20 protein-coding genes are annotated in these 24,255 nt (G+C 47.2%); 6 read left to right on the forward strand and 14 right to left on the reverse strand.

Annotated elements, in window-relative coordinates:
* Positions 1-34: 34 nt before the first annotated feature.
* Together AK963_RS07975 and AK963_RS07980 are read left to right on the forward strand one after the other, a co-directional pair.
* Complete coding sequence (locus AK963_RS07975; RefSeq protein ID WP_066014921.1) at positions 35-1,351, forward strand: hypothetical protein; 1,317 nt, start codon at positions 35-37, stop codon at positions 1,349-1,351.
* Positions 1,344-2,105: an MlaA family lipoprotein gene (locus AK963_RS07980; protein ID WP_083232532.1), complete on the forward strand. Its 762-nt coding sequence runs from the start codon at positions 1,344-1,346 to the stop codon at positions 2,103-2,105. The genes AK963_RS07975 and AK963_RS07980 overlap by 8 nt, the downstream gene beginning before the upstream one ends.
* 26 nt (positions 2,106-2,131) lie before the next feature.
* On the opposite strand, the gene yaaA is transcribed toward AK963_RS07980, so the two are convergent.
* Complete coding sequence (gene yaaA / locus AK963_RS07985; RefSeq protein WP_066014922.1) at positions 2,132-2,920, reverse strand: peroxide stress protein YaaA; 789 nt, start codon at positions 2,918-2,920, stop codon at positions 2,132-2,134.
* Between the two features lie 135 nt (positions 2,921-3,055).
* Entirely contained in the window at positions 3,056-3,532 is a 477-nt protein-coding gene (locus tag AK963_RS07990) for an avidin/streptavidin family protein (protein WP_083232533.1), read from the reverse strand.
* A gap of 521 nt (positions 3,533-4,053) precedes the next feature.
* Between AK963_RS07990 and bioF the strand changes: the two genes are divergently transcribed.
* A complete protein-coding gene (gene bioF / locus AK963_RS07995) occupies positions 4,054-5,229 on the forward strand; it encodes an 8-amino-7-oxononanoate synthase (protein WP_066014924.1) in 1,176 nt (391 codons plus the stop codon).
* On the opposite strand, the gene gdhA is transcribed toward bioF, so the two are convergent.
* From gdhA to nrdA, 11 genes are all read right to left on the reverse strand, one after another.
* On the reverse strand, positions 5,230-6,579 hold the full coding sequence (gene gdhA / locus AK963_RS08000) for an NADP-specific glutamate dehydrogenase (protein WP_066014925.1): 1,350 nt from the start codon (positions 6,577-6,579) through the stop codon (positions 5,230-5,232).
* A 165-nt stretch (positions 6,580-6,744) separates the two neighbouring features.
* Positions 6,745-8,148 (reverse strand): PhoH family protein, encoded by a 1,404-nt coding sequence (locus tag AK963_RS08005; RefSeq protein WP_066014926.1) that lies wholly within the window; start codon positions 8,146-8,148, stop codon positions 6,745-6,747.
* A 271-nt stretch (positions 8,149-8,419) separates the two neighbouring features.
* The gene (gene rhlB, locus AK963_RS08010) at positions 8,420-9,832 is read right to left on the reverse strand and encodes an ATP-dependent RNA helicase RhlB (RefSeq protein ID WP_066014927.1); all 1,413 of its coding nucleotides are present in this window, start codon (positions 9,830-9,832) and stop codon (positions 8,420-8,422) included.
* A gap of 382 nt (positions 9,833-10,214) precedes the next feature.
* Positions 10,215-10,517 (reverse strand): hypothetical protein, encoded by a 303-nt coding sequence (locus tag AK963_RS08015; RefSeq protein WP_066014928.1) that lies wholly within the window; start codon positions 10,515-10,517, stop codon positions 10,215-10,217.
* 188 nt (positions 10,518-10,705) lie between these two features.
* Positions 10,706-11,164, reverse strand: a complete 459-nt coding sequence (gene pyrI / locus AK963_RS08020; protein ID WP_066014929.1) for an aspartate carbamoyltransferase regulatory subunit — start codon at positions 11,162-11,164, stop codon at positions 10,706-10,708.
* 10 nt (positions 11,165-11,174) lie between these two features.
* A complete protein-coding gene (gene pyrB / locus AK963_RS08025; RefSeq protein ID WP_066014930.1) occupies positions 11,175-12,095 on the reverse strand; it encodes an aspartate carbamoyltransferase in 921 nt (306 codons plus the stop codon).
* 277 nt (positions 12,096-12,372) lie between these two features.
* On the reverse strand, positions 12,373-13,380 hold the full coding sequence (locus AK963_RS08030) for a bile acid:sodium symporter family protein (RefSeq protein WP_083232534.1): 1,008 nt from the start codon (positions 13,378-13,380) through the stop codon (positions 12,373-12,375).
* A gap of 135 nt (positions 13,381-13,515) precedes the next feature.
* On the reverse strand, positions 13,516-14,688 hold the full coding sequence (locus tag AK963_RS08035) for a hypothetical protein (RefSeq protein WP_066014932.1): 1,173 nt from the start codon (positions 14,686-14,688) through the stop codon (positions 13,516-13,518).
* A 129-nt stretch (positions 14,689-14,817) separates the two neighbouring features.
* Positions 14,818-15,102, reverse strand: a complete 285-nt coding sequence (gene yfaE, locus AK963_RS08040) for a class I ribonucleotide reductase maintenance protein YfaE (protein WP_066014933.1) — start codon at positions 15,100-15,102, stop codon at positions 14,818-14,820.
* A 91-nt stretch (positions 15,103-15,193) separates the two neighbouring features.
* Positions 15,194-16,324 (reverse strand): class Ia ribonucleoside-diphosphate reductase subunit beta, encoded by a 1,131-nt coding sequence (gene nrdB, locus AK963_RS08045; protein ID WP_066014934.1) that lies wholly within the window; start codon positions 16,322-16,324, stop codon positions 15,194-15,196.
* A gap of 178 nt (positions 16,325-16,502) precedes the next feature.
* Positions 16,503-18,773, reverse strand: coding sequence for a class 1a ribonucleoside-diphosphate reductase subunit alpha (nrdA, locus tag AK963_RS08050; RefSeq protein WP_066014935.1), 2,271 nt, complete (start codon positions 18,771-18,773; stop codon positions 16,503-16,505).
* Positions 18,774-18,795: 22 nt separating this feature from the next.
* Between nrdA and AK963_RS33155 the strand changes: the two genes are divergently transcribed.
* The 3 genes from AK963_RS33155 to AK963_RS31310 all read left to right on the forward strand — a co-directional run bounded on the left by AK963_RS33155 (position 18,796) and on the right by AK963_RS31310 (position 21,980).
* A complete protein-coding gene (locus AK963_RS33155) occupies positions 18,796-18,966 on the forward strand; it encodes a hypothetical protein (RefSeq protein ID WP_175404471.1) in 171 nt (56 codons plus the stop codon).
* 690 nt (positions 18,967-19,656) lie between these two features.
* Complete coding sequence (locus tag AK963_RS08055; RefSeq protein WP_066014936.1) at positions 19,657-20,373, forward strand: winged helix-turn-helix domain-containing protein; 717 nt, start codon at positions 19,657-19,659, stop codon at positions 20,371-20,373.
* 17 nt (positions 20,374-20,390) lie between these two features.
* On the forward strand, positions 20,391-21,980 hold the full coding sequence (locus AK963_RS31310; protein WP_083232535.1) for an ATP-binding protein: 1,590 nt from the start codon (positions 20,391-20,393) through the stop codon (positions 21,978-21,980).
* Here the strand turns inward: AK963_RS31310 and AK963_RS08070 are convergent.
* Positions 21,870-23,936 (reverse strand): MutS-related protein, encoded by a 2,067-nt coding sequence (locus tag AK963_RS08070; protein WP_066014939.1) that lies wholly within the window; start codon positions 23,934-23,936, stop codon positions 21,870-21,872. The genes AK963_RS31310 and AK963_RS08070 overlap by 111 nt on opposite strands.
* Positions 23,937-24,255 lie beyond the last annotated feature (319 nt).

Here is a 24,255-nt window from a genome sequence, read left to right on the forward strand (position 1 = left end):
GAGTCTTTTAAGGCAAGCATAGAGTTATAAGCCAATGGTAGATTTCCGAGCTGGGCTACTGGCATTTTTCTGCCTTTACGCCCTATGCTCCGGGGCGTCCTATGACTACCCCATTAAAAATCCTTTTTTATCCACTGTGCTGGGTACACCAGAACATCTGTGGCCTGATTTGTCGGGGCCTGCAATTAATGAAATTAATCTGAAAATCTATCATCCACTGGTTTCTGGCCCAATACCTCCTGCCTTTACCAATTCCCAAAGAGCAACTGTCCGGTTTGCCTGGCAGAACCGGCCTGCTCCCCTTATATTTCTAATTGCCGGCACCGGTGCTCGCTTTAATGCCAGTAAGGTAGAGTTTTTGAAACGGGTTTTCTACCGGGCTGGTTTTCATGTCGTTCAGCTATCTTCTCCAACCAGCTCAGACTTTATGGTGAATGCTTCCAATACACATTTGCCGGGTATTTCCCGACAGGATGCCAGTGACCTGTACCGGCTTATGGAAGCCAGCCTGCAACGGATCAGCCAGTTTAATAAACGACTGATCATTAATGGTGTGTATCTGGCTGGCTACAGCCTGGGAGCCCTGGATGCTGCTTTTGTCGGGGCTCTGGATGACAGGAAAGAACGGATTGGTTTTCAGCGAATACTGCTGATAAATCCACCGGTATATCTTGAGCGATCTATTCATAATCTGGATCAACTGACAAGAGTAAAGGTTCAAGGCATAGATGATACAACCGGTTTGTTTAATCACTTTTTTGATCAGCTGGCGGAGTATTTTCGCAGGAATAATCATCTTGATGTTGATGACAGCCTGAAAGAGGTTATAGGTAGAGAAGTTGAAACTATGAGCGATGGTGAACTGGCCTTGCTTATTGGTGTTGCCTTTCGTTTCTCCATTGCTTCTCTAGTGTTTACCGCTGATGTTATGAACCGGACAGGGCTTATTGCTCCTGATGGTCAGAAAATGACGGTAACCGAGAGCCGTACACCATTCTTTCATCGATCCATGCACTGGAGCTTTCAGCAATACCTTGAACGTATGCTGTTGCCATCACTCAATGCACACCGTAAAGAACAGGGGGAATCTCTGATGACAAGGAGAGAGGCCTTCCTGCAGAGCAGTTTACCGGTTTTGGAGCGATGGCTGAAAAAATCTCAACATATTGGTGTGATGCATAACGCGGATGACCTGATTATTGACCAGCCAGGATTAACGTTTATTTACGATACATTTGGCCGTCGTGCCAGGATTTACCCTTATGGGGGCCATATGGGTAACCTTCAGTTTTCCACGAATGTGCAGGATATGGTTGGGTTTATAAAAACAGGAGCATTCCCGGATGCGTAGCTTCTTCCTGTTTCTCTCGTTTTCAATATCCTCAATATTTGCTCAGGATCGCATACCGTATTCCAACCCTATGGATCAATTGGAGTTTTATGAACAACACGGAAGTCAGACTCGAACTGATATAAGGCAATTGTCATTTATTAATGTCTATGACCCGCTGGAACCAGTCAACCGTGTGTTTTTCCGGTTTAACTCAACACTTGATCGTTACCTGCTCAAGCCGGCCCTGAATCTCTACCGTGTGACAGTCCCTTCTTTTATTCGCAAGGGTGTAGCAAATTTCTTTCAGAATATGCAGGATGTACCTAACACGCTGAACAGTCTGGTGCAGCTGCGGGCTAAGGCAGCTCTTCGTTCAGGAGCTCGCCTGGTACTCAATACAACGGTTGGTATTCTGGGCTTCTTTGACCCTGCTGATGCGGCAGGGCTGACCTATCAGCGCAATGATTTTGGTATGACTCTGGCCCGCTACGGTATCGGGGCAGGGCCATATCTAATGCTGCCGGTCCTCGGGCCCAGCAATATGCGGGATAGCTTCGGACTGGCTGGTGATATTCTTGCTCAAGATGAGGTTAACTTTCTGAGGGTGCCTGAGCACTACTATTCTGTCCCTGCTGTTTTTGCCATTTATGGCATTAATTATCGGTCAGAAATTCAGTTCACCTATGAAGACTTTGATTCACCTTTCAGCTATGACGTGATCCGCTTTCTGTATACCAGAAAGCGGGAGCTGCAGTTACAGTCGGTTTACTGAGAAAGGAACCTTATTTCAACAGAACGCTAACCTTGAGCGTCCCGGGTAAACACCCACTCCTTATCGGAGGACATGCCTTTATTGAAGGCGTAACCTTCATAGTCAAAGCCTTTGATCTTTTCTGGCTGGTCAATGTTATGGTCAATGTTATGGTCGATAATGTAGCGGCACATCAGACCACGGGCTTTTTTGGCATAGAAACTGATAATTTTGTACTGACCGTTCTTCCAGTCTTTAAACACAGGCGTAATAATCTGCCCGTTAATCTGTTTTGGCTGAACAGACTTGAAGTATTCATTTGAAGCCAGGTTGAGCAGAACCTGGTTTTTCTGACTGGCCAGCTCTTTGTTCAACTGTTCTGTGATCAAGTTTCCCCAGAACTGATAAAGATCTTTTCCACGCTGGTTGGCAAATCGTGTTCCCATTTCCAGGCGGTAGGCCTGCATCAGGTCTAATGGGCGGAGAAGACCGTAGAGGCCGGAGAGAATTCTCAGGTGCTGCTGGGCAAAGGAAAGCTGTTTTTCATTCAGCGTTTCCGCATCAAGGCCGGTGTAAACATCACCCTTAAAAGCCAGTATGGCCTGCTTGGCGTTATCCAGACTGAATGGTGTCGACCATGCCTCAAAACGGGCTGCATTGAGCTGGGACAGCTTATCACTGATGCTCATCAAGCCCCCAATATCAGCCGGGCTTAATTCACGAAGCTCTTCAATCAGAAGAGTGGACTGGTCAATAAAATCTGGTTGAGTGAATTTCTCTGTTGTGGATGGTGTTTCGTAGTCCAGTGTTTTGGCTGGAGATATAACGAGCAGCATTAAACACTCCCTGATTATTCAAGCTGGTGATATTGATGACAATAGTAGATCAGGGAGAGTTCCTTTAATAGGGTTGAAAAGGTTAATAACGCCTATCATGACCATTGATAACAGCTATCGCTGACATCCTGTCTGTTAATTCACCCTCATGAATGTGTCATTGGTAATGACCCTTGATTTCCAGGTTTCCTGACCATGCCACTGTATAAGAGCCATGGTATCGATTTTATCAGGTTCTCCCGCTGTTTCGGGTTTGCGCAGCAAGCCGCTGATGGCAATCGTAACAGGGGAACCGCAGCTTTTCATGCTCAGGCTTAATGCAAAAGAGTTGCTATTGTGTACAGCTTGCACTGGTACTTCCTTACCAATACAAGCCTGGGTATTGGCGACTGCTGTAGTGAAGTGGCCTTTCAAAATATCACTGCCTGCATTTTGCAGCGTTAACAGGGAGCCTCGCTGGTTCTTCCAGGTGCCTGCAAAATTGACATGATTGTCAGGGTTTGAATCCTGGGCAATGGAGGGTGGAACGCGTTTGGCTGCTTCAATAGAAAGTCCGGTAATCAGTAATACCACCATCAGTAGAAGAAGATATATACCTGATTTCATCATCATACTCCTTACTATGCCTGTTAAATCTAGACGATGTCAGTGAATTCTTCTCAGGCCGGTTTGAACTGATTCCGGCTTTCCTTAGGCGCTCCAATGCTGAAGAACGGGTTCCTGTATGGATCACTGTTTTCAATTTGACACAAAAACTACCTTCTTAATTCCATAAACCTGTCTAGGCTCTGTTTACATTAGATTGCAGGCTCAGTGACTCGTATAGCCGTTTTCCACAAGGCGGACTGGTGCAGGTGAAGTGGTGCTACATCAAACCAGTCCAACGCAGCTGGAAGGCGGCTATACGAACCAGACTGCGCGTCCCGCCCTAGGGCTCAAACCAGAGCTCGCGTGATGCCGTTCAAGAACTTGAAATACATTTGTATTCCAGCGTTCTTACGCCTGGTCACGAATACTCTGGTTTGAGCTGAGTCAGCAACTTTATGTCAACAGAGCCTGGTTTTAGACACAATTTTGAATCGCACAAAAAGAATGATCTAACGGTAGGTCTAAGGGGAGGAGAGCAAAGGGTTATGGAAGGTTTTCAGCTGAGGGAAGTGCTGGATCAAAGACGTTCAGAACAGTTACACCGTGAGCGGCTGGTACTTGATGGTCCTCAAGGGCCAGAGGTTCTGGTCAATGGCAAACGTTACCTTGCTTTTTGCAGTAATGACTATCTGGGGCTGGCTAATCACCCTGCGGTTATTGCACGGTTTCAACAGGCTGCAAATCGATACGGTCTGGGTGGCGGTGCCTCTCACATGATTATTGGTCATAGCAGAGCCCATCATGAACTGGAAGAAGCATTAGCAGCGTTTACCCGAAGGCCAAGAGTTTTGCTGTTCTCGACAGGCTATATGGCCAATCTGGGGGTCATCAGTGCACTTGTGGAAAGGGGAGGTCTTGTCTGTCAGGATCGGCTGAATCATGCCTCTCTTCTGGATGCAGGAAAACTATCGGGAGCGAGGGTGCTGCGATACCGTCATGCTGATTCAGAGGTACTGACGAACCGCTTATCGGACAGCAATGCGTATCGTAAGTTGATTGTGACGGATGGCGTATTCAGTATGGATGGTGATTTAGCGCCTTTGAGTATGCTGGCGAATGTAGCGAAGAACAATGATGCCTGTCTTATGGTTGATGATGCCCATGGTTTTGGGTTTCTGGGGGAAGGAGGGCGGGGGAGTGTCAGTCACTGGCAGCTTTCCATAAAGCAAGTGCCGGTGCTTGTAGGAACTTTGGGGAAAGCGTTTGGCACATCGGGTGCCTTCGTTGCTGGCAGTGAAGAGCTCATTGAAACATTAATACAGTTTTCCCGATCTTATATTTATACAACGGCTATGCCCCCTGCCATTGCCGATGCAACACAGGTCAGTCTTCAGATTCTGGAATCTGAGAGCTGGCGTCGCGAGCACCTTACCGATCTGATCAAACTATTCAGGGATGGTTGTCATGCCATGGGCATACCACTGATGGAATCGATGACTCCCATACAGCCTATTTTGGTGGGTAGTGTAGAAAAAGCGCTGTTGGTCAGCCGGAAGCTGGCAGAGCTTGGTATTTTGATTACGGCTATTCGTCCTCCAACGGTACCCAGGGGAGAGGCTCGCTTGAGAGTGACTTTGAGCGCCAGTCACTCCCGCAGGCATGTTGATTATTTGCTGACAGCGTTAAATCAGGTTCAGGGGGTGTTGAACACTTCAAACTGATTAAACGACACCGTACGAAAGCATGGCATCGGCTACCTTGGTAAAACCGGCAATGTTGGAGCCACGAACGTAATCAATGGAGTTATCCGATTGCTGACCATACCTTTTGCTCTGCTGATGGATTTTGAACATAATGTCTTCCAGCCGTTTTTCAAGCTCTTCCATTGGCCAGGAGAGGCGCATGCTATTTTGTGACATCTCCAGGCCGGAAACAGCGACGCCTCCGGCATTGGCTGCTTTGGCTGGTGCAAAAAGGATACCGGCTTCTCTCAGGTAGTGACTGGCTTCCATTGTCGTTGGCATATTGGCACCTTCTGCCAGTGCAATACAGCCATTGCTTACCAGCGTTTTTGCATCATTGAGTTCCAGCTCATTCTGTGTGGCGCAGGCAAATGCAATATCGCAGGGGAAATTCCATACCTTTTTATCCGGGTGGAAATCACAGCCAAAATGCTCTGCGAAATCGCTGATTCGTCCACGGCGCTTTTCTTTCAGATCAATTAGATAATCAAGATGCTCTTGGGTTATTCCAGCAGGAATATGGAAACTGCCAGCAGAGTCAGACATGGCGACAACCATAGCTCCCAGCTGCATGGTTTTTTGTGCTGTATAGAGGGCAACATTGCCAGAGCCGGAAACGACGCAACGTTTTCCTTCCAGCTCCCTGTTGTGAGCTTTAAGCATTTCCTGGGTAAAAAAAACGGTGCCATAACCCGTGGCCTCTTTTCGGATCAAGCTGCCACCGTAGGCTAACTCTTTACCCGTCAAGATGCTGCGAAACTCATTCTGCAGGCGCTTGTATTGGCCAAACATATAGCTGATTTCCCGTGAACCAACCCCAATATCACCGGCAGGAACATCTGTATGGGCGCCTATATGTTTGTGCAGCTCTGTCATAAATGATTGGCAGAATCGCATGACTTCCCGGTCACTTTTTCCCTTTGGGTTAAAGTCGGCACCACCTTTGGCTGAGCCCAGTGGCAGTGTTGTAAGGCTGTTCTTGAATGTCTGTTCAAACCCAAGAAATTTGAGGGTGTCCAGTGTCAGGTTACTGGTAAATCGAAGGCCCCCTTTGTAAGGTCCAATGGCATTATTAAACTGCACCCGATAACCACGGTTTACGCGAATATGTCCTTCATCGTCTTCCCAGCAGACCCTGAAGATAATGATGCGGTCGGGCTCAGTCATTCGCTCCAGAATTCGTGCATCAATATATTTCTGGTGGTGGTTGATATAAGGGATAACGCTTTCGGCTACCTCATGGACAGCCTGGTGAAACTCAGGCTCATTGGGGTTTCTGCGAGCCAGACCATTCATGAAATCATCAAGTTCAAGCTTTTTGGTGAACATGGAAGACACCTGCAGGAAAGAGAGATTAACTTTCTATATTTTGTTTTTCCGGACCACAAGATCAGCTTATCAGCTTCCTCATAACAGAGTCTGTAACACTTACTGAAAAAATAGAAAGCCCCGGCTGTTAAGTGCCGGGGCTTTGTAGAGATTAAGGCGAATTAATTAAAGGTGGGCTTCAGCATAAGCGGCCAGTGGTGACCTCGGTACACCCTGAAGCTGCATTGAACCTCCGTGGGGAAAATGCTTCAGTCGCTCTGTCATATAGGTTAACCCAGAGCTGGTGGCTGCGAGATAAGGTGTATCGATCTGGGCCAGGTTTCCAAGGCAGATCACTTTACTGCCAACACCGGCGCGAGTGATGATGGTTTTGATCTGGTGAGGGGTCAGATTCTGACATTCATCAATGATGATCAGACTCTGCTGGAAACTCCTTCCGCGGATGTAGTTCAGGGATTTGAAATGTAGCGGTACCCGATCCAGTATGTACTCCACACTGCTGTTAGTGGACTCGTCATCATTGTGAAGTGCTTCCAGGTTATCGGTAATAGCACCCAGCCATGGCTCCATCTTTTCAGCCTCGGTACCTGGCAGGAAGCCAATATCTTCATCCAATCCCCGGGTTGAACGTGTTGCAATAATTCTCCGGTACTGTTTGGTGGCAATCGTCATTTCAATGGCAGCTGCCAGAGCCAGAATTGTCTTACCAGAACCTGCGGCTCCATTGAGATTAACCAGGTGTACATCCGGGTCAAGAAGGAGGTTCAAGGCCATGGCCTGATTGATGTTTAGTGGCCTCAATCCCCAGGCTTCCTGATGCATCAGGCTTTCTCTGCTGTAGTGTTGCAGACTTACCTGGTCGTCTGATATGTCGATGACTTTTGCTACAAACCCTTGGTCGTCTAAAAGGAACTTGTTGAGATACAATTCTTCTGCAAACTCACTCTTATTCAAGGTGTGGATGGTTTTGCCATCAAGTTGTACGGTTTTTACTTCATTTACCCGATCCCAGAAATTACCTTCATAATGGATATAACCTTTTGTCAGTAATCCAATATCACTGACCAGCTGATCACTGTGATAGTCTTCCGTAAGAATGCCGCAGCCTCTGGCTTTGAGGCGCATATTAATGTCTTTGGTTACCAGTATGAACTGCCGGTCTGGATGGGCTTTCTGATACTGACAGATGTCGTTAATTATCTGGTTATCGTTATTGCTGGTGGGGAGTGTTGTAATTTTATCATCGGCATGACTCATCATGATAGAGAGCGTGCCGGACGTTTCATTGCTATGGTTTCTCTGGATGGGGACTCCCTGCTCTATTTCCGCAGGTGTTGCTGTACCCAAAATGTTATCGATTAGTCGAATGGCCTGGCGGCAGTCTGCTGCGATGGTTTGTTTGCCGTTTTTGAGTTTGTCCAGTTCTTCCAGGACGGTTATGGGAATCAGTACCTGATGTTCTTCAAAGTTGAGGATAGAGTTAGGGTCATGAATAAGGACGTTACTGTCCAGTATGTAGGTGGTAGTTATGGGTGAGTTATCTGGCCTGGTTTCCAAGGCATGTCCCATAGGCAGCTCCCTTGTCTGTTTTTGGGGTCACTCATATTTGATTCTTATCGAAAAGATTTAATCCGGCAAGGCTAAATTTCGATGAAGAATAAAAAAAAACTTTTGTCCTCCTAAAGGGTTTAAATTGATGTGTTTTACTTCTATGCTTAAAGAGATATATCGCCTTTTTTTATAAAAAATTTACTCTTTTTTTGATTTCTATTTCTTTTAATTATTAATGATTTAGCTTCTTTGAGCAGGCGAATGAGTAGAGTTCGCCTGCTCAGCGATCTTAATGACGCTTACTGTGTCGGGGGGCAACAAGAAGTTGTTCCGGTGGATAGTCTTTCTTCAGCTTATCACCCAGCAGCGCTTCAAGATCAGGTATAAGAAAAGAATCATCTTCACAGGCAAAGCTGATGCTGGTTCCACTGGCTCCAGCTCTCCCTGTTCTGCCAATCCTGTGGACATAGTCATCAGGATCTTCAGGCAGGTTGTAGTTGATGACATGGCTGATTCCATCAATGTGGATTCCCCGGCCTGCAACATCGGTAGCCACCAATACTGAAATTTTTCCAGAGCGGAAATTCTCCAGAGTCCTGAGACGTTTGTTCTGGGGAACTTCTCCAGAGATCTGGTCAGCTTTGATACCAACTTTTTGCAGCTTTTCGGTCAGTTTTCGAGTTTGGTCCCTGCGATTAGTGAAAACAATGACTTTTTCCAGCTGATGATGGTTAATCAGGTTTACCAGCAGGGGGAACTTCTGATCAGATGAGAGGATATAAACTTTTTGTTCTACTGTGTCTGTGGCAACACTGTCAGGCTCAATCTCAACTTTTACCGGATTCCAGGTCCACTGTTCCCCAAGCCTTAATACATCATCAGTGAATGTCGCAGAGAATAGCAGAGTCTGGCGGTCTCCCGGCCTTGGAGTCATTCGGATAATACGCCGTACCTGTGGGATAAAGCCCATGTCCAGCATTCGGTCTGCTTCGTCAATGACCATGACTTCAACAAGATCCAGAAACAGGTCTTTACGCTCACAATAGTCCAGCAGGCGCCCAGGCGTTGCAACGAGAATATCAACATAATTTTCGCTGATACGTTTACGCTGCTTCTCATAATCCATACCACCCACAACGGTCACAACGTGCAGGGGAAGATACTGTGTCAGGGCTTCGGCGTCCTTACCAATCTGTAAAGCCAGCTCCCGGGTAGGGGCGATAATGACAGCGCGTGGTTCGCCCAGGTAGCGCGTATCGGGTGCGGGGGTTTCAATCAGCTGCTTGATCGTACTGATCAGAAATGCTGCCGTTTTTCCGGTTCCTGTCTGAGCTTTGCCGATAGCATCCCGTCCCGCAATAGTGCTACCCAGCACCTCTGCTTGAATCGGTGTGCAGTACTTGAAGCCTTGGTCAGCAATCGCATGCATCAGTTCGCTGGGCAGCTCAAAATCATGAAAGCGGGTCTTTTCGGGATCAGGGGCTACCTGAAACTGGTCAATACTCCAGTTTTCCTGTATCGGAGTATGATGGCCTGACTTTCTGCTGTGTGTTTGCTTCGGACGCTTTGATGATTTGCCCTGGACGTTGTTTCTGGAACGTGAAGCCTGTTTTTTGTTGCCAGAAAGCTCTTTCTTCCCTTTTTCAGGGGAAGAGTCTTTACTCGCGCTTCTTTTCTTAAAAAATCCTAGAAAACCACTCAATGCCTTAATCTCGTTCCTTTCAGTCCTGAAAAAATGGCTTTACCTATTGGAAGCCGGGTGGCCAGCTATAAGGATACAATCTTTATCCTGGTCGTCGCAGAGATGGGCGAGGAAGAAGTTAGCTGGTTAATACCATTTCCACTGTACAAACTATGGGGGTGGATACGGTATAGCGTGAAAGCATCCTGAAGACTTTTCAGAACATTCACGGTAAATGACACGGCGTATTATCGCGCCGATTTAATGGACAAATCAAACGAACTGTACGGATTATCGCGAATCATTGAAATAGTGTCTTTCCACCAAGCAAATTCCAGCCACATGGTGGAAATTGTGAAATGGCTTAATGGACCCCAAGAAAATTAGCAGTAACACTGTGTGTTCAAACTTCCTCGAATTTATCCCATTCATCCGATGGATCATCGTCGGCCTTTTTACTCAGCCACAGCTGTTCAGACTTGCCTTTCTTGGTAACTTTTCTTTTTTTCCTTTCAAGCCATTGCTTGTTAAGAACCATTATCAAAGCAGGGTCAGGCACGGGTCTTACCGAGAGGTGCTTGAACAAAGCGGCGAAAAAGCTGGCTTCTTCAGCAAAGTTCTGGTTTTTTGCCGCAACAGACTCTGCTCGCACAGGGTCAGGCATGCAGCGATTACCGATAAAGTTAGAAACTGGACAAGAACTCATAGTTATCACCCACTAACTGGCTGAAAGTTAAATAATAGTTAGATATTCAGTGTTTGGAAATTAGACATTGGTGGGATACGTCTGCTTGGGAGTAGGAAGTATTTTACTTTTTTGTTTAAAACAGTTGTTTTAATAAAGCAGGGATAAAAGGCGCTCTTTATCAGATCCTGAGCGCCTTGTTCTTGCCGCTATCTCAGCTCTGCCACAATTTCCTTACTAAAGGACTTTTCGCAGTAGTGGCATTTTAACTGGATATCATTACTTTTCTGACGCAGGTAGAAATAGCTCTCAACCGGCTCATTATGGGTAATGCAGTTAGAGTTGGGGCAGGCGAATGCTGCTCTCAGCGTTTTTGGAATGGCCATGGTGAACTTATCTACCACCCGGTAATCATCAATCACGTTGATGGTTGCGCTTGGTGCGAACAGTGCCAGTTCATTGGCCTCCTGTTCGGTAAACATCCGTCCTTCGACCTTAATAATGTCTTTGAAGCCCCGGGCTTTACTGGGTAAATTAAAGCCCACTGTAATGCGCGCTTCACTGTTCAGCAAATGAAGGCGGTCGAGGATTTTTACACCCTGTCCAGCCGGAATATGGTCGATGACAGTTCCCTGGCAGATGGCTTCAACCTGAAGTTTGTTACTCATCGATTATTCCTCACAGTGTTTCATTCAGAATCAGAGCCAGCAGTGCCTGACGGGCAAATACACCATTCCGGGCCTGTTCGAAGTAATAGGCATGCGGGGTCTGATCGACTTCAACGGCTATCTCATCAACCCTTGGAAGAGGGTGCAGCACTTTCAGGTGTGGTGGTGCTTCTTTCAGGGTTTCATTGTTCAGCACATAGTTTGATGCAATGTGCTTATACTCGGTTTCATCGAATCGCTCTTTCTGAACCCGGGTCATGTAGATGATATCCGTATCGGCAACCACCTCTTCTATGCTGTCAGCCCGGCGCCACTTGATACCTTTTTCATCCAGCTCCTGCAGGATGTAGTCCGGCATTGCCAGTGCATCCGGAGCAATAAAATTAAATTCAGCATTAAAGTGGGTCAGGGCCTGAGCCAGTGAGTGCACTGTTCTGCCATATTTCAGGTCACCAACAAAGGTGACTTTCAGGTTGTCCAATTGACCTTGGCACTCTCGAATGCTAAACAGATCCAGCAGGGTCTGCGTTGGGTGCTGGTTGGAGCCGTCACCACCATTGATAATGGGTACACTGGAGAATTCTGAGGCCAGCCGGGCGGCACCTTCCTTAGGGTGGCGCATAACCACGGCATCGGTATAGGAGCTGATGATTTTGATGGAGTCAGCAAGTGTTTCCCCTTTTTTTGCTGACGTGTTACCACCGTCAGCAAAACCAATCAGGGTGCCTCCTAGTCTTTGAACGGCTGTTTCAAACGAGAGGCGTGTGCGGGTGGATGCCTCAAAAAAACAGCTGGCAATCACTTTGCCTTGCAGTAGACCTGGACGTGGCGTTTGTTTGAGTTCAGCAGCCACTTCAAGAATCTGTTCCATATCTTCCCGGGTAAGGTCGGCTATGGAGATAATGTTCCTGTTAAAGAACCTGTTTCCCATGGGGGTAATACCTGTCGCCTTTGGTCATTTTTAAGTCAAAAAAAAGCCCCTGTGTTAAGGGGCTATTTTTTGAAATACAGATAAAGTGGTTAAATCAGCACCAGTAACAAGGATCCTGTTTTCTCTTTTGATTAACTGACGGTTCATGTGCAAGCGCAGTTTCATTGAAACCCTGTTCTGGACGAATCTCTTTCAGGTTAACTCTTTTTGGTCAAAGAGTCAGCTTTACCAACGAGTAAAAGCTGTCTGGTTGGCAAATTGTCTGGCATTCTACACTTCAACTGTCGTTGGTCAAGCGGTTTCCTGCTTTCTGGTCAGAGGTTGGCCTACTTGACCAGAAACCGGACAGTCCAGTCCCGATAATGTTCTGGATAACACTGAACAGAGCTGATGGGATGGCCGCAAGCACAGAAAAGTGTTTAACGGCTAGAGCCGATGCCATTCCGCTGTTCTGGGTGCCAACCTCAATAGCAATAGTCCGCGCAGTGATCCGGTCTTGGCCCATTGCGCGAGCGAGGGCATACCCTGCTGCCAGACCTGAGATGTTGTGTAGAACTACAGCGCATAGTACCAATATGCCCAGAGATGTGACTGAACCTGCATTCAAGGCGACAACGAGACAAATAGCGGAAGCAATACCAAGTACTGCAATTTTTGGCAGTATTGGCAAAGCTATTGATACCAGGTTTGGCAGTCTGGCCTTAATGAGTATTCCGGCAAGCACGGGAATGATGATCATTTGTGCAATGCTGATCAGCATTGCGCTACGGTCAACGTGGATAACCTCCTGTAAATAAAGAGCAGTAATCCAAGGGGTTAGGATGATTGAAGCCAGGGTAGATACCGTTGTCATACTGACCGATAGAGCCACTCGCCCCCCAGCAAGGTAGGTAAGGACATTGGAAGAGGTCCCCCCCGGGGCTGATCCCACTAGAATCATGCCAATGAGTATCTCCTGAGGTAAGCCCAGGATGGTACTGATTAACCAGGCGCTGGCGGGCATAAGCAGGAATTGAAGCAGAACGCCAATCATCAATGGCTGGGGTTTCCTAAAGGTTGTCTTCAGGTCTTGAGTAGTAATAGTCAGCCCCATAACAAACATGATCAGGGCTATTATCGGGATCAGTGTGTTCTTGAAAGGGGTCAGCTCAGGACTGAAAAAATAGCCCAGAATACTGGCTAGCAGGGCCCACAGTGGCAATAACAGGCTGAAGTAGTCTCTCATTCTTGATCCTTTCTCTACAGTTTCTGAAACTGTAGACAGTATTTCCTTGCTTATGGGCATGCAGGCTTCTGGAGGTGTAACTCTTGAGTCACATTTAGTGGAGTGAATAGTAAGGCGGTAAATAGACTCGGAGCAGGTAGTCAGGAGATAAGCCAGTGGCAAGCAGCTAATGTACTTGCCTGTGGCGCGGGTTAATTACCAGGGCAAATCAAGCTTTAAATGTGCCTCAAACGCCCTTAGAACAGACTCTTTTGAGTGTAAAATCCAGATGCTTGTTACATAGTTATAAAGGGCATCGAGCCAGCTATCATAATGGTTCAGCTTGTAAATATGTCGTATATGCGATTCAAGTCCACTGGATGGTATCTTCATACCAGCAACAACAACCTTGTTCGGGGGCAGCTTCCATCTGGAATATCTGCTGAGCAGGTTATAGTCCTGTCCATGAAGAAGGCTGCCCTCAACATAGGAATGATGAATTCTGGCCAGCTTGTTTTCGGACACGCCTTCCAGCCAACTTGGGTGAATACCGTAGCTGTTGAAAATGTAAGCTTGATCAATGGACTCGGATGCTGACATGGCTGCTTGTGCAAGAGCGCCACTGAAGGAATACCCGGTTATTTCCAATGAATGGTTTGGATACATGCTTTTAAGGGAGTCCGCCAGATCGGTAATATCCTGAAGGTGCTTTACAGCAAGAGAGCAGGCAGAGCTGACGGTTTTAGTGGGCCTTGGTTGCGTAACAAGGCACTGTAGAGCTTCATTGGATTTTTCACCGGAAAGCGCAAGAACGATTCTGCTTTCTGCGTGGGCTTCAGATGAGGAGTCTTCATCTACAGTCTGTTTAAATACTCTGATCCTTATATTCGAGTTTGGGATAGTGATTTGAACTACTATCTGGTGGCCGGCCTTGCCGGATGTTTGGGGTTGCTCTCGGGTGGCCATAAAATGGGGCCGCCATTTCTCGGGAATGGCTTCTGGGTCTTCCACGAATTGAAAATGTCTTGAGCCCAGGTAAGAGATTCTGAAAATAGCAAATATTTGCTTTTCTGGACTCTCGGATGTCAGGATTGCATCGATTTCGGATAAATAGCTCATCAAAGCATATGGGTAACGTTCCAATAGCAATTCAGGAGTGGCCCTGTAATCTACGGTTTTTCTTTTGTATGTCTGCTGTTGATCGTTTTCCTGGGGCTCAGGGGCATCGCTGGGCTCAATGCCTGAATCGGCTTGCACTTGCTCTTGGGGGAGAGTCAATTCTGCAATTATCCCAGCCTCCTGTGGGTCAGTGCCTGCAATGGAGAATAAGCTAATGCTGTATAACAGTATGGGAGCAGTAATTAATAGAAGAGGAGACTTATGATGCATGCGCTTTCCCGACCAATATCCAAGACTAGAAGTTGATATTTATGACCAGAAAAAGAGGCTTACGTTCAAATTTAAATGTGTGGAGGTTAAAGCAAAGTGCTTTGTTCATTGAAGGAGGGAAGTAACAGGCTATAAGTTGCTTTTCTTCAGTTTGCACCCGCCCGGGATCTCAATAGTTACATCGCTTTTGAGCTGGCAGCAGCATGCCAGTACTCTTCCCTCTGGGATGAAAGCAATGGGGTCAGTTGTATAGGAGACTTCTCCATCAATAAGGGTTACCTGACAGCTTCCACAAAACCCCTCACGGCATTGATATTCAACCTCGACTTTCTCCTGCTCAAGGGCTTCCAGAAGTGTCAGCTCTTTACGGGGAATAAAGCTGAAACCCTCAAGAATTTTAACAATATGAGCCATGGTATTTCGCCTGTATTAGCCAGTCCTGAAACAGGACTGGCTATGGGACGTTTTCTATTGAAACTGCTTACAATATTCTTAAACGAAGAACTTATAACGAAAAATTACTGAAGTCCTCGGACTGTACTTCACTGTCAATTTGCCCAACCAGATAGGAACTGACCTCCACTTCTTGAGGGGCAACCTGAACGTTGTCGCTGTTAAGCCAGCTGTTCATCCAGGGCAGAGGATTTTGTTTGATGGCAAACGCCGGTTCAAAGCCGACGGCAACCATTCGCTGGTTGGTGATGTATTCAACGTACTGGCCAAGGATGTCCCGGTTCAGTCCAATCATGGAGCCATCACGGAACAGGTAGTCTGCCCAGTCTTTTTCCTGTTCTGCCGCATCAATAAAGATCTGTCTGGCCTGGTCTTTCAGCTCACGGGCAATCACTGCCATTTCCGGATCATCTTTGCCGTCAGCCATCAGTTGCAGAATATGCTGGGTACCAGTGAGGTGGAGAGCTTCATCCCGGGCGATCAATTTGATGATTTTGGCATTTCCTTCCATGGTGGAGCGCTCTGCAAAGGCAAAGCTGCAGGCAAAGCTGACGTAAAAACGGATCGCTTCCAGTACGTTCACGGAGACAACGGTCAGGTAGAGTTTACGTTTCAGGTCAGTAATACTGATGTTAACTTCTTCGCCATTGACTGTATGCTTGCCTTCGCCAAGCTGGTGGTAGAGGCTGACGCCTTCGATCAGGGCGTCATAATAACGGGTGATATCCTTGGCGCGCTTGGTAATAGCTTCATTCGTCACGATATCGTCGAAAATACGGGCCGGCTCGGTAACAATATTACGGATAATATGGGTGTAGGAGCGGGAGTGAATGGTTTCACTGAAGGCCCAGGTTTCAATCCAGGTTTCCAGTTCCGGCAGGGAAACAATGGGTAACAGGGCAACGTTAGGTGAGCGTCCCTGCACTGAGTCCAGAAGGGTCTGGTATTTCAGATTACTGAGAAAGATGTGCCTTTCATGGTCAGGAAGCGCAGCAAAATCGCGACGGTCAGTCGATAGGTCGACCTCCTCAGGGCGCCAGAAAAAGGAGAGCTGTTTCTCTATCAGCTTCTCAAAGATAGGGTATTTCTGGACGTCATAACGGGATACATTGACATTACGGCCAAAGAACATGGGCTCCTTAGTGGCATTGAAGTGTTCCTGGTTAAATGTGGTGTATGTCATTGTTTGATTTGCCCCAATTCAGTGGTTTCCGCGCATGGTTTTCTGGCCGGCTTTTCAGCCCGGGCAAGAGTGAAGCGAACAGCGTTTTTTATCTATAAGCATTTACGCTACAGGCATTGTTGCTGTTCGCTTTGATCAACATTTCCGGCACTCTACAAGTCAAGAGTGGGGATGTTTATCAGATTTTGCAGGCGCCCCCTGCACAGCCATCATCCATATCGTTTTGAGCATCAGCGGCACCATCACGGGTATTGTGGTAATACAGTGTTTTTACGCCCAGTTTGTATGCGGTCAGCAGATCCTTCAGCAGCAGCTTCATTGGTACTTTGCCGCCTTCAAAGAGGCCAGGGTCGTAGTTGGTGTTGGCTGAAATCGTCTGGTCGACAAATTTCTGCATGATGGCAACCAGCTGCAGATATCCGTCATTATTCGGGATGTTCCAGAGTAGTTCATACCGATCCTGGAGTTCGGCAAAATCAGGAACAACCTGTTTTAGAATGCCATCTTTACTGGCTTTAACGCTGACAAAGCCCCTGGGTGGTTCAATACCATTGGTGGCATTACTGATCTGGGATGAAGTCTCAGATGGCATCAAGGCGGTCAATGTTGAGTTGCGCAGGCCAAAAGACTTGATCTCCCCACGCAGGCCTTCCCAGTCAAGGTGCAGGGACTCTTCACAAACTGTATCGAGATCACGCTTGTAGGTGTCGATAGGCAAGATACCCTTGGCATACGTGGTCTCGTCGAACTTGGAGCAGGTTCCTTTCTCTCTGGCCAGCTTGTTTGACGCTTTCAACAGGTAGTATTGAATGGCCTCAAAGGTGCGGTGGGTCAGACCGTTGGCAGAACCATCAGAATACCGTACGTTGTTTTTGGCCAGGTAATTGGCGAAGTTGATGACACCAACACCCAGGGGGCGACGGCCCATGGTTGAGTTGTAAGCAGCAGGAACCGGGTAATCCTGGTAGTCCAGCAGGCTGTCGAGCGCACGCACAATCAGTTCAGACAACTCTTCCAGTTCATTCAGGTCCTTCAGGGCTCCCAGATTGAATGCAGCCAGCGTGCAAAGGGCTATCTCACCCTCTTCATCATGGATATGGGTCAGAGGCTTGGTTGGCAGGGCAATTTCCAGGCACAGGTTACTCTGGCGAACCGGCGCTACTGCAGGGTCAAATGGGCTGTGGGTATTACAGTGATCGACGTTTTGCAGGTAGATCCGTCCGGTGCTGGCCCGTTCGGAAGCGAACAGTGAAAAGAGTTCAATCGCCTTCAGCGTTGTTTTACGGATGCTGCTGTCCTGCTCATATTGCTTATAAAGTCTTTCAAACTCTTCCTGGTCGGCAAAGAATGCATCATAAAGTCCTGGCACATCGCTGGGAGAAAAGAGCGTGATGTTGCCGCCTTCGATCAGGCGCTGGTACATCAGCTTGTTAAACTGAACACCATAGTCCAGGTGTCGAACGCGGTTATCATCAACCCCCCGGTTATTTTTCAGAACCAGCAGGTTTTCAACTTCAAGATGCCAGATCGGGTAGAAGAGGGTGGCTGCACCACCGCGGACCCCGCCTTGAGAGCAAGACTTAACTGCAGTCTGGAAGTGTTTGTAGAAAGGGATGCAGCCGGTATGGAATGCTTCTCCTCCTCGGATTGGGCTGCCAAGGGCGCGAATACTGCCTGCGTTGATACCAATGCCTGCGCGTTGACTGACGTATTTGACGATAGCGCTGGAAGTGGCATTAATGGAGTCCAGTGAGTCTCCGCATTCAATCAACACGCAAGAGCTGAACTGACGTGTAGGTGTGCGTACACCGGACATAATTGGGGTTGGCAGGGACAGTCTGAATGTGGACACCGCATTATAGAAACGCTCAATGAAGTCCAGGCGAGTTTCTTTCGGGTATTCAGCAAAGAGACAGGCACCAATAAGCATGTATAAAATTTGCGGGCTTTCATAGTACTCGCCGGTTACCCGGTTCTGTACCAGGTATTTGCCCTCAAGTTGCTTGACCGCTGCATAGCTGAAGTTCATGTCACGACTGTGATCGATGAAGCTTTCCATCTGGTCAAATTCAGCTTCACTGTAGTCCGTCAGAAGGTGCTGATCATACTTCTTCATCTCCACCAGTTTGATCACATGGCTAAACAGCCTGGGCGGTTCAAACTGGCCGTAGGCCTTTTTACGCAGGTGGAAGATCGCCAGACGGGCAGCCAGATACTGATAGTCCGGAGCCTGGGCTGAAATCAGGTCTGCAGCGGATTTGATCAGCGTTTCATGGATATCCGTGGTCTTGATGCCATCGTAGAACTGTATGTGAGACTTTAGTTCTACTTCGGAAACGGAGACGTTATCCAGGCCTTCAGCGGCCCAGGTAATCACTTTATGGATCTTCTCAAGATCCAGCTGTTCCTTGTCTCCGTCACGCTTGGTGACCAGGATGTTTTTGTTCATTCAGCCCTTACCTGTGTATTCAATGAAAACTCTCTATGATGAAAGCGTGGCTATCAATGATATTGCAGCACGCTCCATGATTCGATTGGTCTGTCAGCTGGCGGTATTTACTTCGCGTGCTGTCAATACAACCACAACGTCTACTACCCATCACTGCTTTGTAGCCACCCACTTTGCACTGCAGTGGTCGTGATGAATATGAGTCTGTCCGGGATAATGCCGGGAAATACCTGATGAATCAGATCCCCGCTGTTCTTCGCGAGACAGGCTTCAGTGTGAAGACCGCAAGGCCGTGCAGCTGAAAACCTGTATGAGCACTCTTCCCTGATCACCGTCCGCTCTTCCTTTTTGTGCTGCTGCCAACAGCAAATCCGCTGTCTTACTTGAATGTTGTCTGAGGCATTTTCGACATGTCGTCGTCCTCAGACAATGTGTTACTCAGCAGCGAGGGGTACCATATATTGTGTAGCGACCGTTTATATACACAAGATAATGCGCAGTTGGGAGAAATTCAAGCCGATTAATCTGGGGGGATGTTGTGGATAAGTTGTGGATTTCTTCCAGTGTTGGTGTCTGCTAACTCCCGGGTAACTTTTTCAGACAGAAGGAAAAATTTGCAAGATCAAGCTGGGATTTTCTCAAAATAAAAAAATATTCTGAGTCCGATTCTGATAAAAAAAAATAATGAATAATATGAATTTCGGGCGTTGACTAAGAAATGTTTGGGCCTGCTCCCGTTACGGGGAGGACGTTCGAACGTCGGTAGTGTAACATCTACGACCCATACGAGATTAGATTGCCTGCGAAGTGCCAGATTTTTGCCGCTTTGAATTTACAGCACTGGCTTAAGTACTTCGTCTCTTTAACCCTGGGGTGTAAAACAATGGCTTTGGATAATGCAGAAACGGGTCGCATCCTGATTGTTGAGGATGATGAGCGTCTGGCGACCTTGACCCGTGAGTATCTTGAAAATAATGGCCTTCATGTATCTGTTGAAGGTGATGGTGGTAAGGCAGTTGAGCGTATTTTGAGTGAGCGCCCCGATCTGGTGGTACTGGATTTGATGTTGCCGGGAGAAGATGGGGTTTCCATCTGTCGACGGGTGCGAAGCCAGTATCATGGTCAGATACTGATGTTGACCGCGAGGACCGATGACCTTGATGAAGTGCTGGGGCTGGAAATGGGAGCGGATGATTATGTTGCCAAGCCGGTTCGCCCAAGAGTATTGCTTGCCCGTATACGAGCCCTGCTAAGAAGAGGCCCTGCACCAGTAGAAGACGAGCCGGAAGTGAAGAATAGCCTTCGCTTTGGCGCTCTGGTAGTAGATAACTCCATGCGGGAGGCCTGGTTGGATGACAAGAGTGTCGACCTCACCAGCGCTGAGTTTGATCTGCTCTGGCTGCTTTGCTCGAATGCAGGCCGGGTGTTGAGCAGAGAAGAAATCTTTGCTCAGTTGAGAGGGATTGAATACGACGGTCAGGACCGTTCCATTGATGTCAGGGTTTCACGAATTCGCCCCAAGATTGGCGATGACCCAATGCATCCACGTCTGATCAAGACGGTGCGTAGTAAAGGTTATTTATTTGTGAAAAGTGAGTAGGCTGCTGGCATAACGTCATGAGTAGTATTTTTCTTCGAATCTATGGCGGCCTACTGTTTTCTCTGGTTCTGGTCTCAGTTCTTTCTGGCATCGTTGTCACTATTGTTAATGGTGTTCGAATGGCTGAGTACAGAGAAGATATGGCTCGAGGTACCTTCCGCCTTGTATCTGAAGTACTGGCATCAATGCCAGAGGATCAGCGACAGAAGTGGCTGGGAGAGTGGGGGCATAAACTGTCGATTCCTTTTTCAATGCTGCCCTTGGAGCGATCAGACTTCACGCCTAAAGAAATAGAGCTGCTCTCCCATGGGGGGATTGATGTCCAGATGCTGACCGAGAAGGCAGCGGTTATTACGTCTTTAATTGATGAGCGGTGGTTATTGCAGGGACGTGTGGCTGAGATATCAGAACAAATGGCGAGTGGTACCGTTGTTTTTCTCAGACACCTGCTTGCCCCTTATTCTCCAGATGAGCGAGTGACGATGCTGGCTCAGAGGTCTGGTGAGTCGCTGAGTTTTCCTGTGTCCATTGTCCAATATTCTGGTACCTCTTTAACGCCCTTGCAAAACAGCCAGTTGCAGCAGGGCGGCATTGTTACCGTATTGAACATAAGAGATGAATCGCTCCAGCTCTATGCTCAGATGAGGGACGGTGATCAGATACTCCATCTTGGTCCATTGAAATTACTTAACCCTTATCCTTTTAAACTGATCTTGACTCTGGGACTTTTCGTCTTGATTTCTCTGAGTCTTGCCATCTATATCCTGGTCAGGGGAATGGAGAAGCGGCTGCGAAAACTGGAAAGAGCGGCGACACGCTTTAGTCGAGGTGACTTTGAGGTGCGAGTTAATGTTGGGGGGGCTGATTCGATTGGTCGCCTCGCTATGGCATTCAATGCCATGGCTGACCATATTCAACGTCTGCTTAGTCTGCAGAAAGAAATGATTCGTGGCGTGTCCCATGAATTAAGGACTCCTGTTGCAAGATTACGCTTTGGTCTGGATCTGATTGCTGATGCGAGAACACAAGAGGAACGGGAAGCCCAGCTAGAGGGGATGGATCAGGATATCCAGGAGTTGGACCATCTGGTTGATGAGTTTCTGACCTATGCCAACCTGGAGCAGGGAGCTCCGACCATTAGTTTGAAACGTCATGATGTTGATAAAGTGGTGGCACAGGTTGTTGGCGAACATCTCAGATTACAGAATCGGGTTGAGATAGAGCATATTCCCTGCAATGTATTAAACCCCAGGCGATTTGTAGAAATTGATCGTCGATATATTCATCGGGCTATACAGAACTTGGTAGGTAATGCCTGCCGGTATGCGGACAGTAAAGTTCAGGTGCGATTTTCATCCACTCAGGATACCTGTCGCATTGATGTGGATGATGATGGGGCGGGGATTCCAGAAGAGCAGTGGGAAAGGGTGTTTTCTGCCTTTTCCAGGCTGGATGACAGTAGAACACGGAAATCAGGAGGCTATGGTCTGGGGCTCTCAATAGTCAGGCGTATTATGTACTGGCATGGGGGTCGAGCGTTGGTTAGTCACAGCCCTCTGGGAGGTGCTCGGTTCAGTCTGGTCTGGCCCAGAAAGCAGAGGCATTAGGCTATATGAGGGGGGAGCATCCTCTGGAGCGTCAAGAAGATCTTGAAGAATATCAAGAAAATCCTCCTCAATTCCCTCTTCTTTGAGAATATGAAATGCAACGTTCTGTGTTGAGAAGCCTGGTTTCAGGACATAATCATAGTGCAGGCGGCCTTCACTGTTAATGTCGGCGCTTACATGAAGATTTTGGAACTTATCCGGGAACTGGTCAGCCAGTGATGTCAGCCTGGCGTAGTGAGTAGAAGAAATGCTAATCGTTTCGGGTAAATCTCCAATCGCTTTTATGTAGGCCAGTGCACCGATCTCTCCTTCTTTGGGGCTGGTATTGCTGAAAATTTCATCCAGAAAGGCAATGCTGAACTGACCAGTCTTCAATGTGCGTAATTTCTGCAGTAGTTGGATCGCTCGTTTTGATTCTGCGCTGAAACTGGAAACGCCAGTAATCATTTCCGGTTCAATGACGGTATGGGTATGGATAAAGGAAAATGGTGTTAGCTTAAAAGATTCAGCAGGAGAAATTCCCATTGTCTGCGCCATCGTGACGTTAAGAGCTACAGCGCCCATGGCATTCGACTTTCCCGCTGCGTTTGGGCCTGTGATTATGATATTAGCCGGTGGTATAGACTGGCTGGCTGCAAGGTCATTGGAAATAGCAATGGAAGGGTGTAGCAGAGGGTTCCAGAAGCCCTGGATCTCAATATTCGGTTGCTCTGATACTTCATACTGTGCAAAGCATAATGGATTATTTTCCCGGTAATAAGATGACCTCAGTAACTTTGCGATGGTCAGCCAGGCATCAATTTCACCAGTGGCCTGCATAATCCTGATCAATGGTATATGGTTTCGGCGAAGCAGCATAAGGCTTCTTTTATAGCGTCCCATGTTGGTTGATAGATAGGAGAGTACGTCGGGTGCTTTCTCAGGAGCATCTTTTAGCAGTGTTACTATTTCCTGAATCTGGGTGGAATTTCGAAATTTCAGGAAGCCGCTGTAATGGTTCAGAATATCTTCGAGAACGGGGTGATACTGAGCCAGTCGTTTTAGTTCCCTCGCACTTTCCAGCGCTCTTCCGGGCCTGCGGCTACGCTCCATTACAAACGTGTAGGCGGCCCGGTTATCCTGAAAGAGTCGGTATGATTGATAAATAGCTATCATTTGCAGAACAACGAAGCTTCCGAGAGTGAAAATTTTGGCTGGTGGTGGAAGTCCCTGAAAGTGATGGTGCATTTCGGAAATGACCATGTTCATATTTGATGGCAGGTTTATTGCTGAATTGAGAAGCCCCTGAATAAATCCGTATTGTGAGTCAAATTTTCCAAGGAGGGTGGATCCGATAAGACCAATAGGAACATTTAATGCACTCATAACGCTAATAGTGTCGTTTAATCGGCGGGCAATTTCTTCGTATGATGCATCTGAGGTGAGCCCCGGGATGTATGTCTGGTAATCAATCTCATCAAAATGGGGGCTGTTCACTGCATCAGAAGGGTCGAGCAGGGCTATGAGTCCATCCTCATCCGCTGCATAACGGATAAGTTGTTCCTCTATCTGAAAGATGACTTTAGGGTGTTCTATTAGGTATTTAAGCGCTCTCTGGCGTTTTTGAAGGACCTCTATATCCGTAATGGGAGATATCAGCAGGTTTGCCAGCATTATTTCACCAGTGACTGTCATCGGGGAGCCTAAACTACTGAGAAGGCTATGCCCGGGATTTTGTATTGTTCCACTGAGAATATGCAGGTCTTTAACTGCATGATGGGTGATTATCTCATTGCCTGTTTTATGAGTTCGGGAAAAATTTTGCAAAAGAATACTTCGTCTTTCTCCCGGAGACAGGATGATTTCAGGTAACTCCTGTTTCTGGTTACGAGAGTTCATTGCATTCTTGTACTTATCTACTGAGTGGATTCTTGATAAGTGATCGTGTATCAGCTGATAAGTATTATTGATTTCCATTTCTGCAGTAACTTGAAGGCTTACTGTAACTGTTGTGATTAATATGAGTGTTAAATAACTATTGGCTCTTGATTTTTTTTGGTGTTTTCGATAGGTGGGAGTTATTTTCCTGCTTTTAATATGGTTATTATCGTTTGAAAGTTGCATGGGACACTCTTGATGAAATGGTCTCTGGTAGTTATTTGGTTTTTTGAAGAGTGTTGTCATAATAAAATAAAATATGTTTCTTGCTGTAAAATTGAAAAAGAGAAAAGTTTAATGTAAAAAAGAAGGGGTGTGATCAGTGAAGTCATTTAAGATGATAGACTAAATAACTGGT

The organism is Endozoicomonas atrinae, from assembly GCF_001647025.1.
Classification (GTDB): Bacteria; Pseudomonadota; Gammaproteobacteria; order Pseudomonadales; family Endozoicomonadaceae; genus Endozoicomonas; species Endozoicomonas atrinae.

Coding starts and splice junctions, on each gene's coding strand:
- AK963_RS07975 (WP_066014921.1), top strand. CDS start 35: ATGGTAGATTTCCGAGCTGGGCTACTGGCATTTTTCTGCCTTTACGCC.
- AK963_RS07980 (WP_083232532.1), top strand. CDS start 1,344: ATGCGTAGCTTCTTCCTGTTTCTCTCGTTTTCAATATCCTCAATATTT.
- yaaA (WP_066014922.1), bottom strand. CDS start 2,920: ATGCTGCTCGTTATATCTCCAGCCAAAACACTGGACTACGAAACACCA.
- AK963_RS07990 (WP_083232533.1), bottom strand. CDS start 3,532: ATGATGATGAAATCAGGTATATATCTTCTTCTACTGATGGTGGTATTA.
- bioF (WP_066014924.1), top strand. CDS start 4,054: ATGGAAGGTTTTCAGCTGAGGGAAGTGCTGGATCAAAGACGTTCAGAA.
- gdhA (WP_066014925.1), bottom strand. CDS start 6,579: ATGTTCACCAAAAAGCTTGAACTTGATGATTTCATGAATGGTCTGGCT.
- AK963_RS08005 (WP_066014926.1), bottom strand. CDS start 8,148: ATGGGACATGCCTTGGAAACCAGGCCAGATAACTCACCCATAACTACC.
- AK963_RS08015 (WP_066014928.1), bottom strand. CDS start 10,517: ATGAGTTCTTGTCCAGTTTCTAACTTTATCGGTAATCGCTGCATGCCT.
- pyrI (WP_066014929.1), bottom strand. CDS start 11,164: ATGAGTAACAAACTTCAGGTTGAAGCCATCTGCCAGGGAACTGTCATC.
- pyrB (WP_066014930.1), bottom strand. CDS start 12,095: ATGGGAAACAGGTTCTTTAACAGGAACATTATCTCCATAGCCGACCTT.
- AK963_RS08030 (WP_083232534.1), bottom strand. CDS start 13,380: ATGCCCATAAGCAAGGAAATACTGTCTACAGTTTCAGAAACTGTAGAG.
- AK963_RS08035 (WP_066014932.1), bottom strand. CDS start 14,688: ATGCATCATAAGTCTCCTCTTCTATTAATTACTGCTCCCATACTGTTA.
- yfaE (WP_066014933.1), bottom strand. CDS start 15,102: ATGGCTCATATTGTTAAAATTCTTGAGGGTTTCAGCTTTATTCCCCGT.
- nrdB (WP_066014934.1), bottom strand. CDS start 16,324: ATGACATACACCACATTTAACCAGGAACACTTCAATGCCACTAAGGAG.
- nrdA (WP_066014935.1), bottom strand. CDS start 18,773: ATGAACAAAAACATCCTGGTCACCAAGCGTGACGGAGACAAGGAACAG.
- AK963_RS33155 (WP_175404471.1), top strand. CDS start 18,796: ATGAAAACTCTCTATGATGAAAGCGTGGCTATCAATGATATTGCAGCA.
- AK963_RS08055 (WP_066014936.1), top strand. CDS start 19,657: ATGGCTTTGGATAATGCAGAAACGGGTCGCATCCTGATTGTTGAGGAT.
- AK963_RS31310 (WP_083232535.1), top strand. CDS start 20,391: ATGAGTAGTATTTTTCTTCGAATCTATGGCGGCCTACTGTTTTCTCTG.
- AK963_RS08070 (WP_066014939.1), bottom strand. CDS start 23,936: ATGGAAATCAATAATACTTATCAGCTGATACACGATCACTTATCAAGA.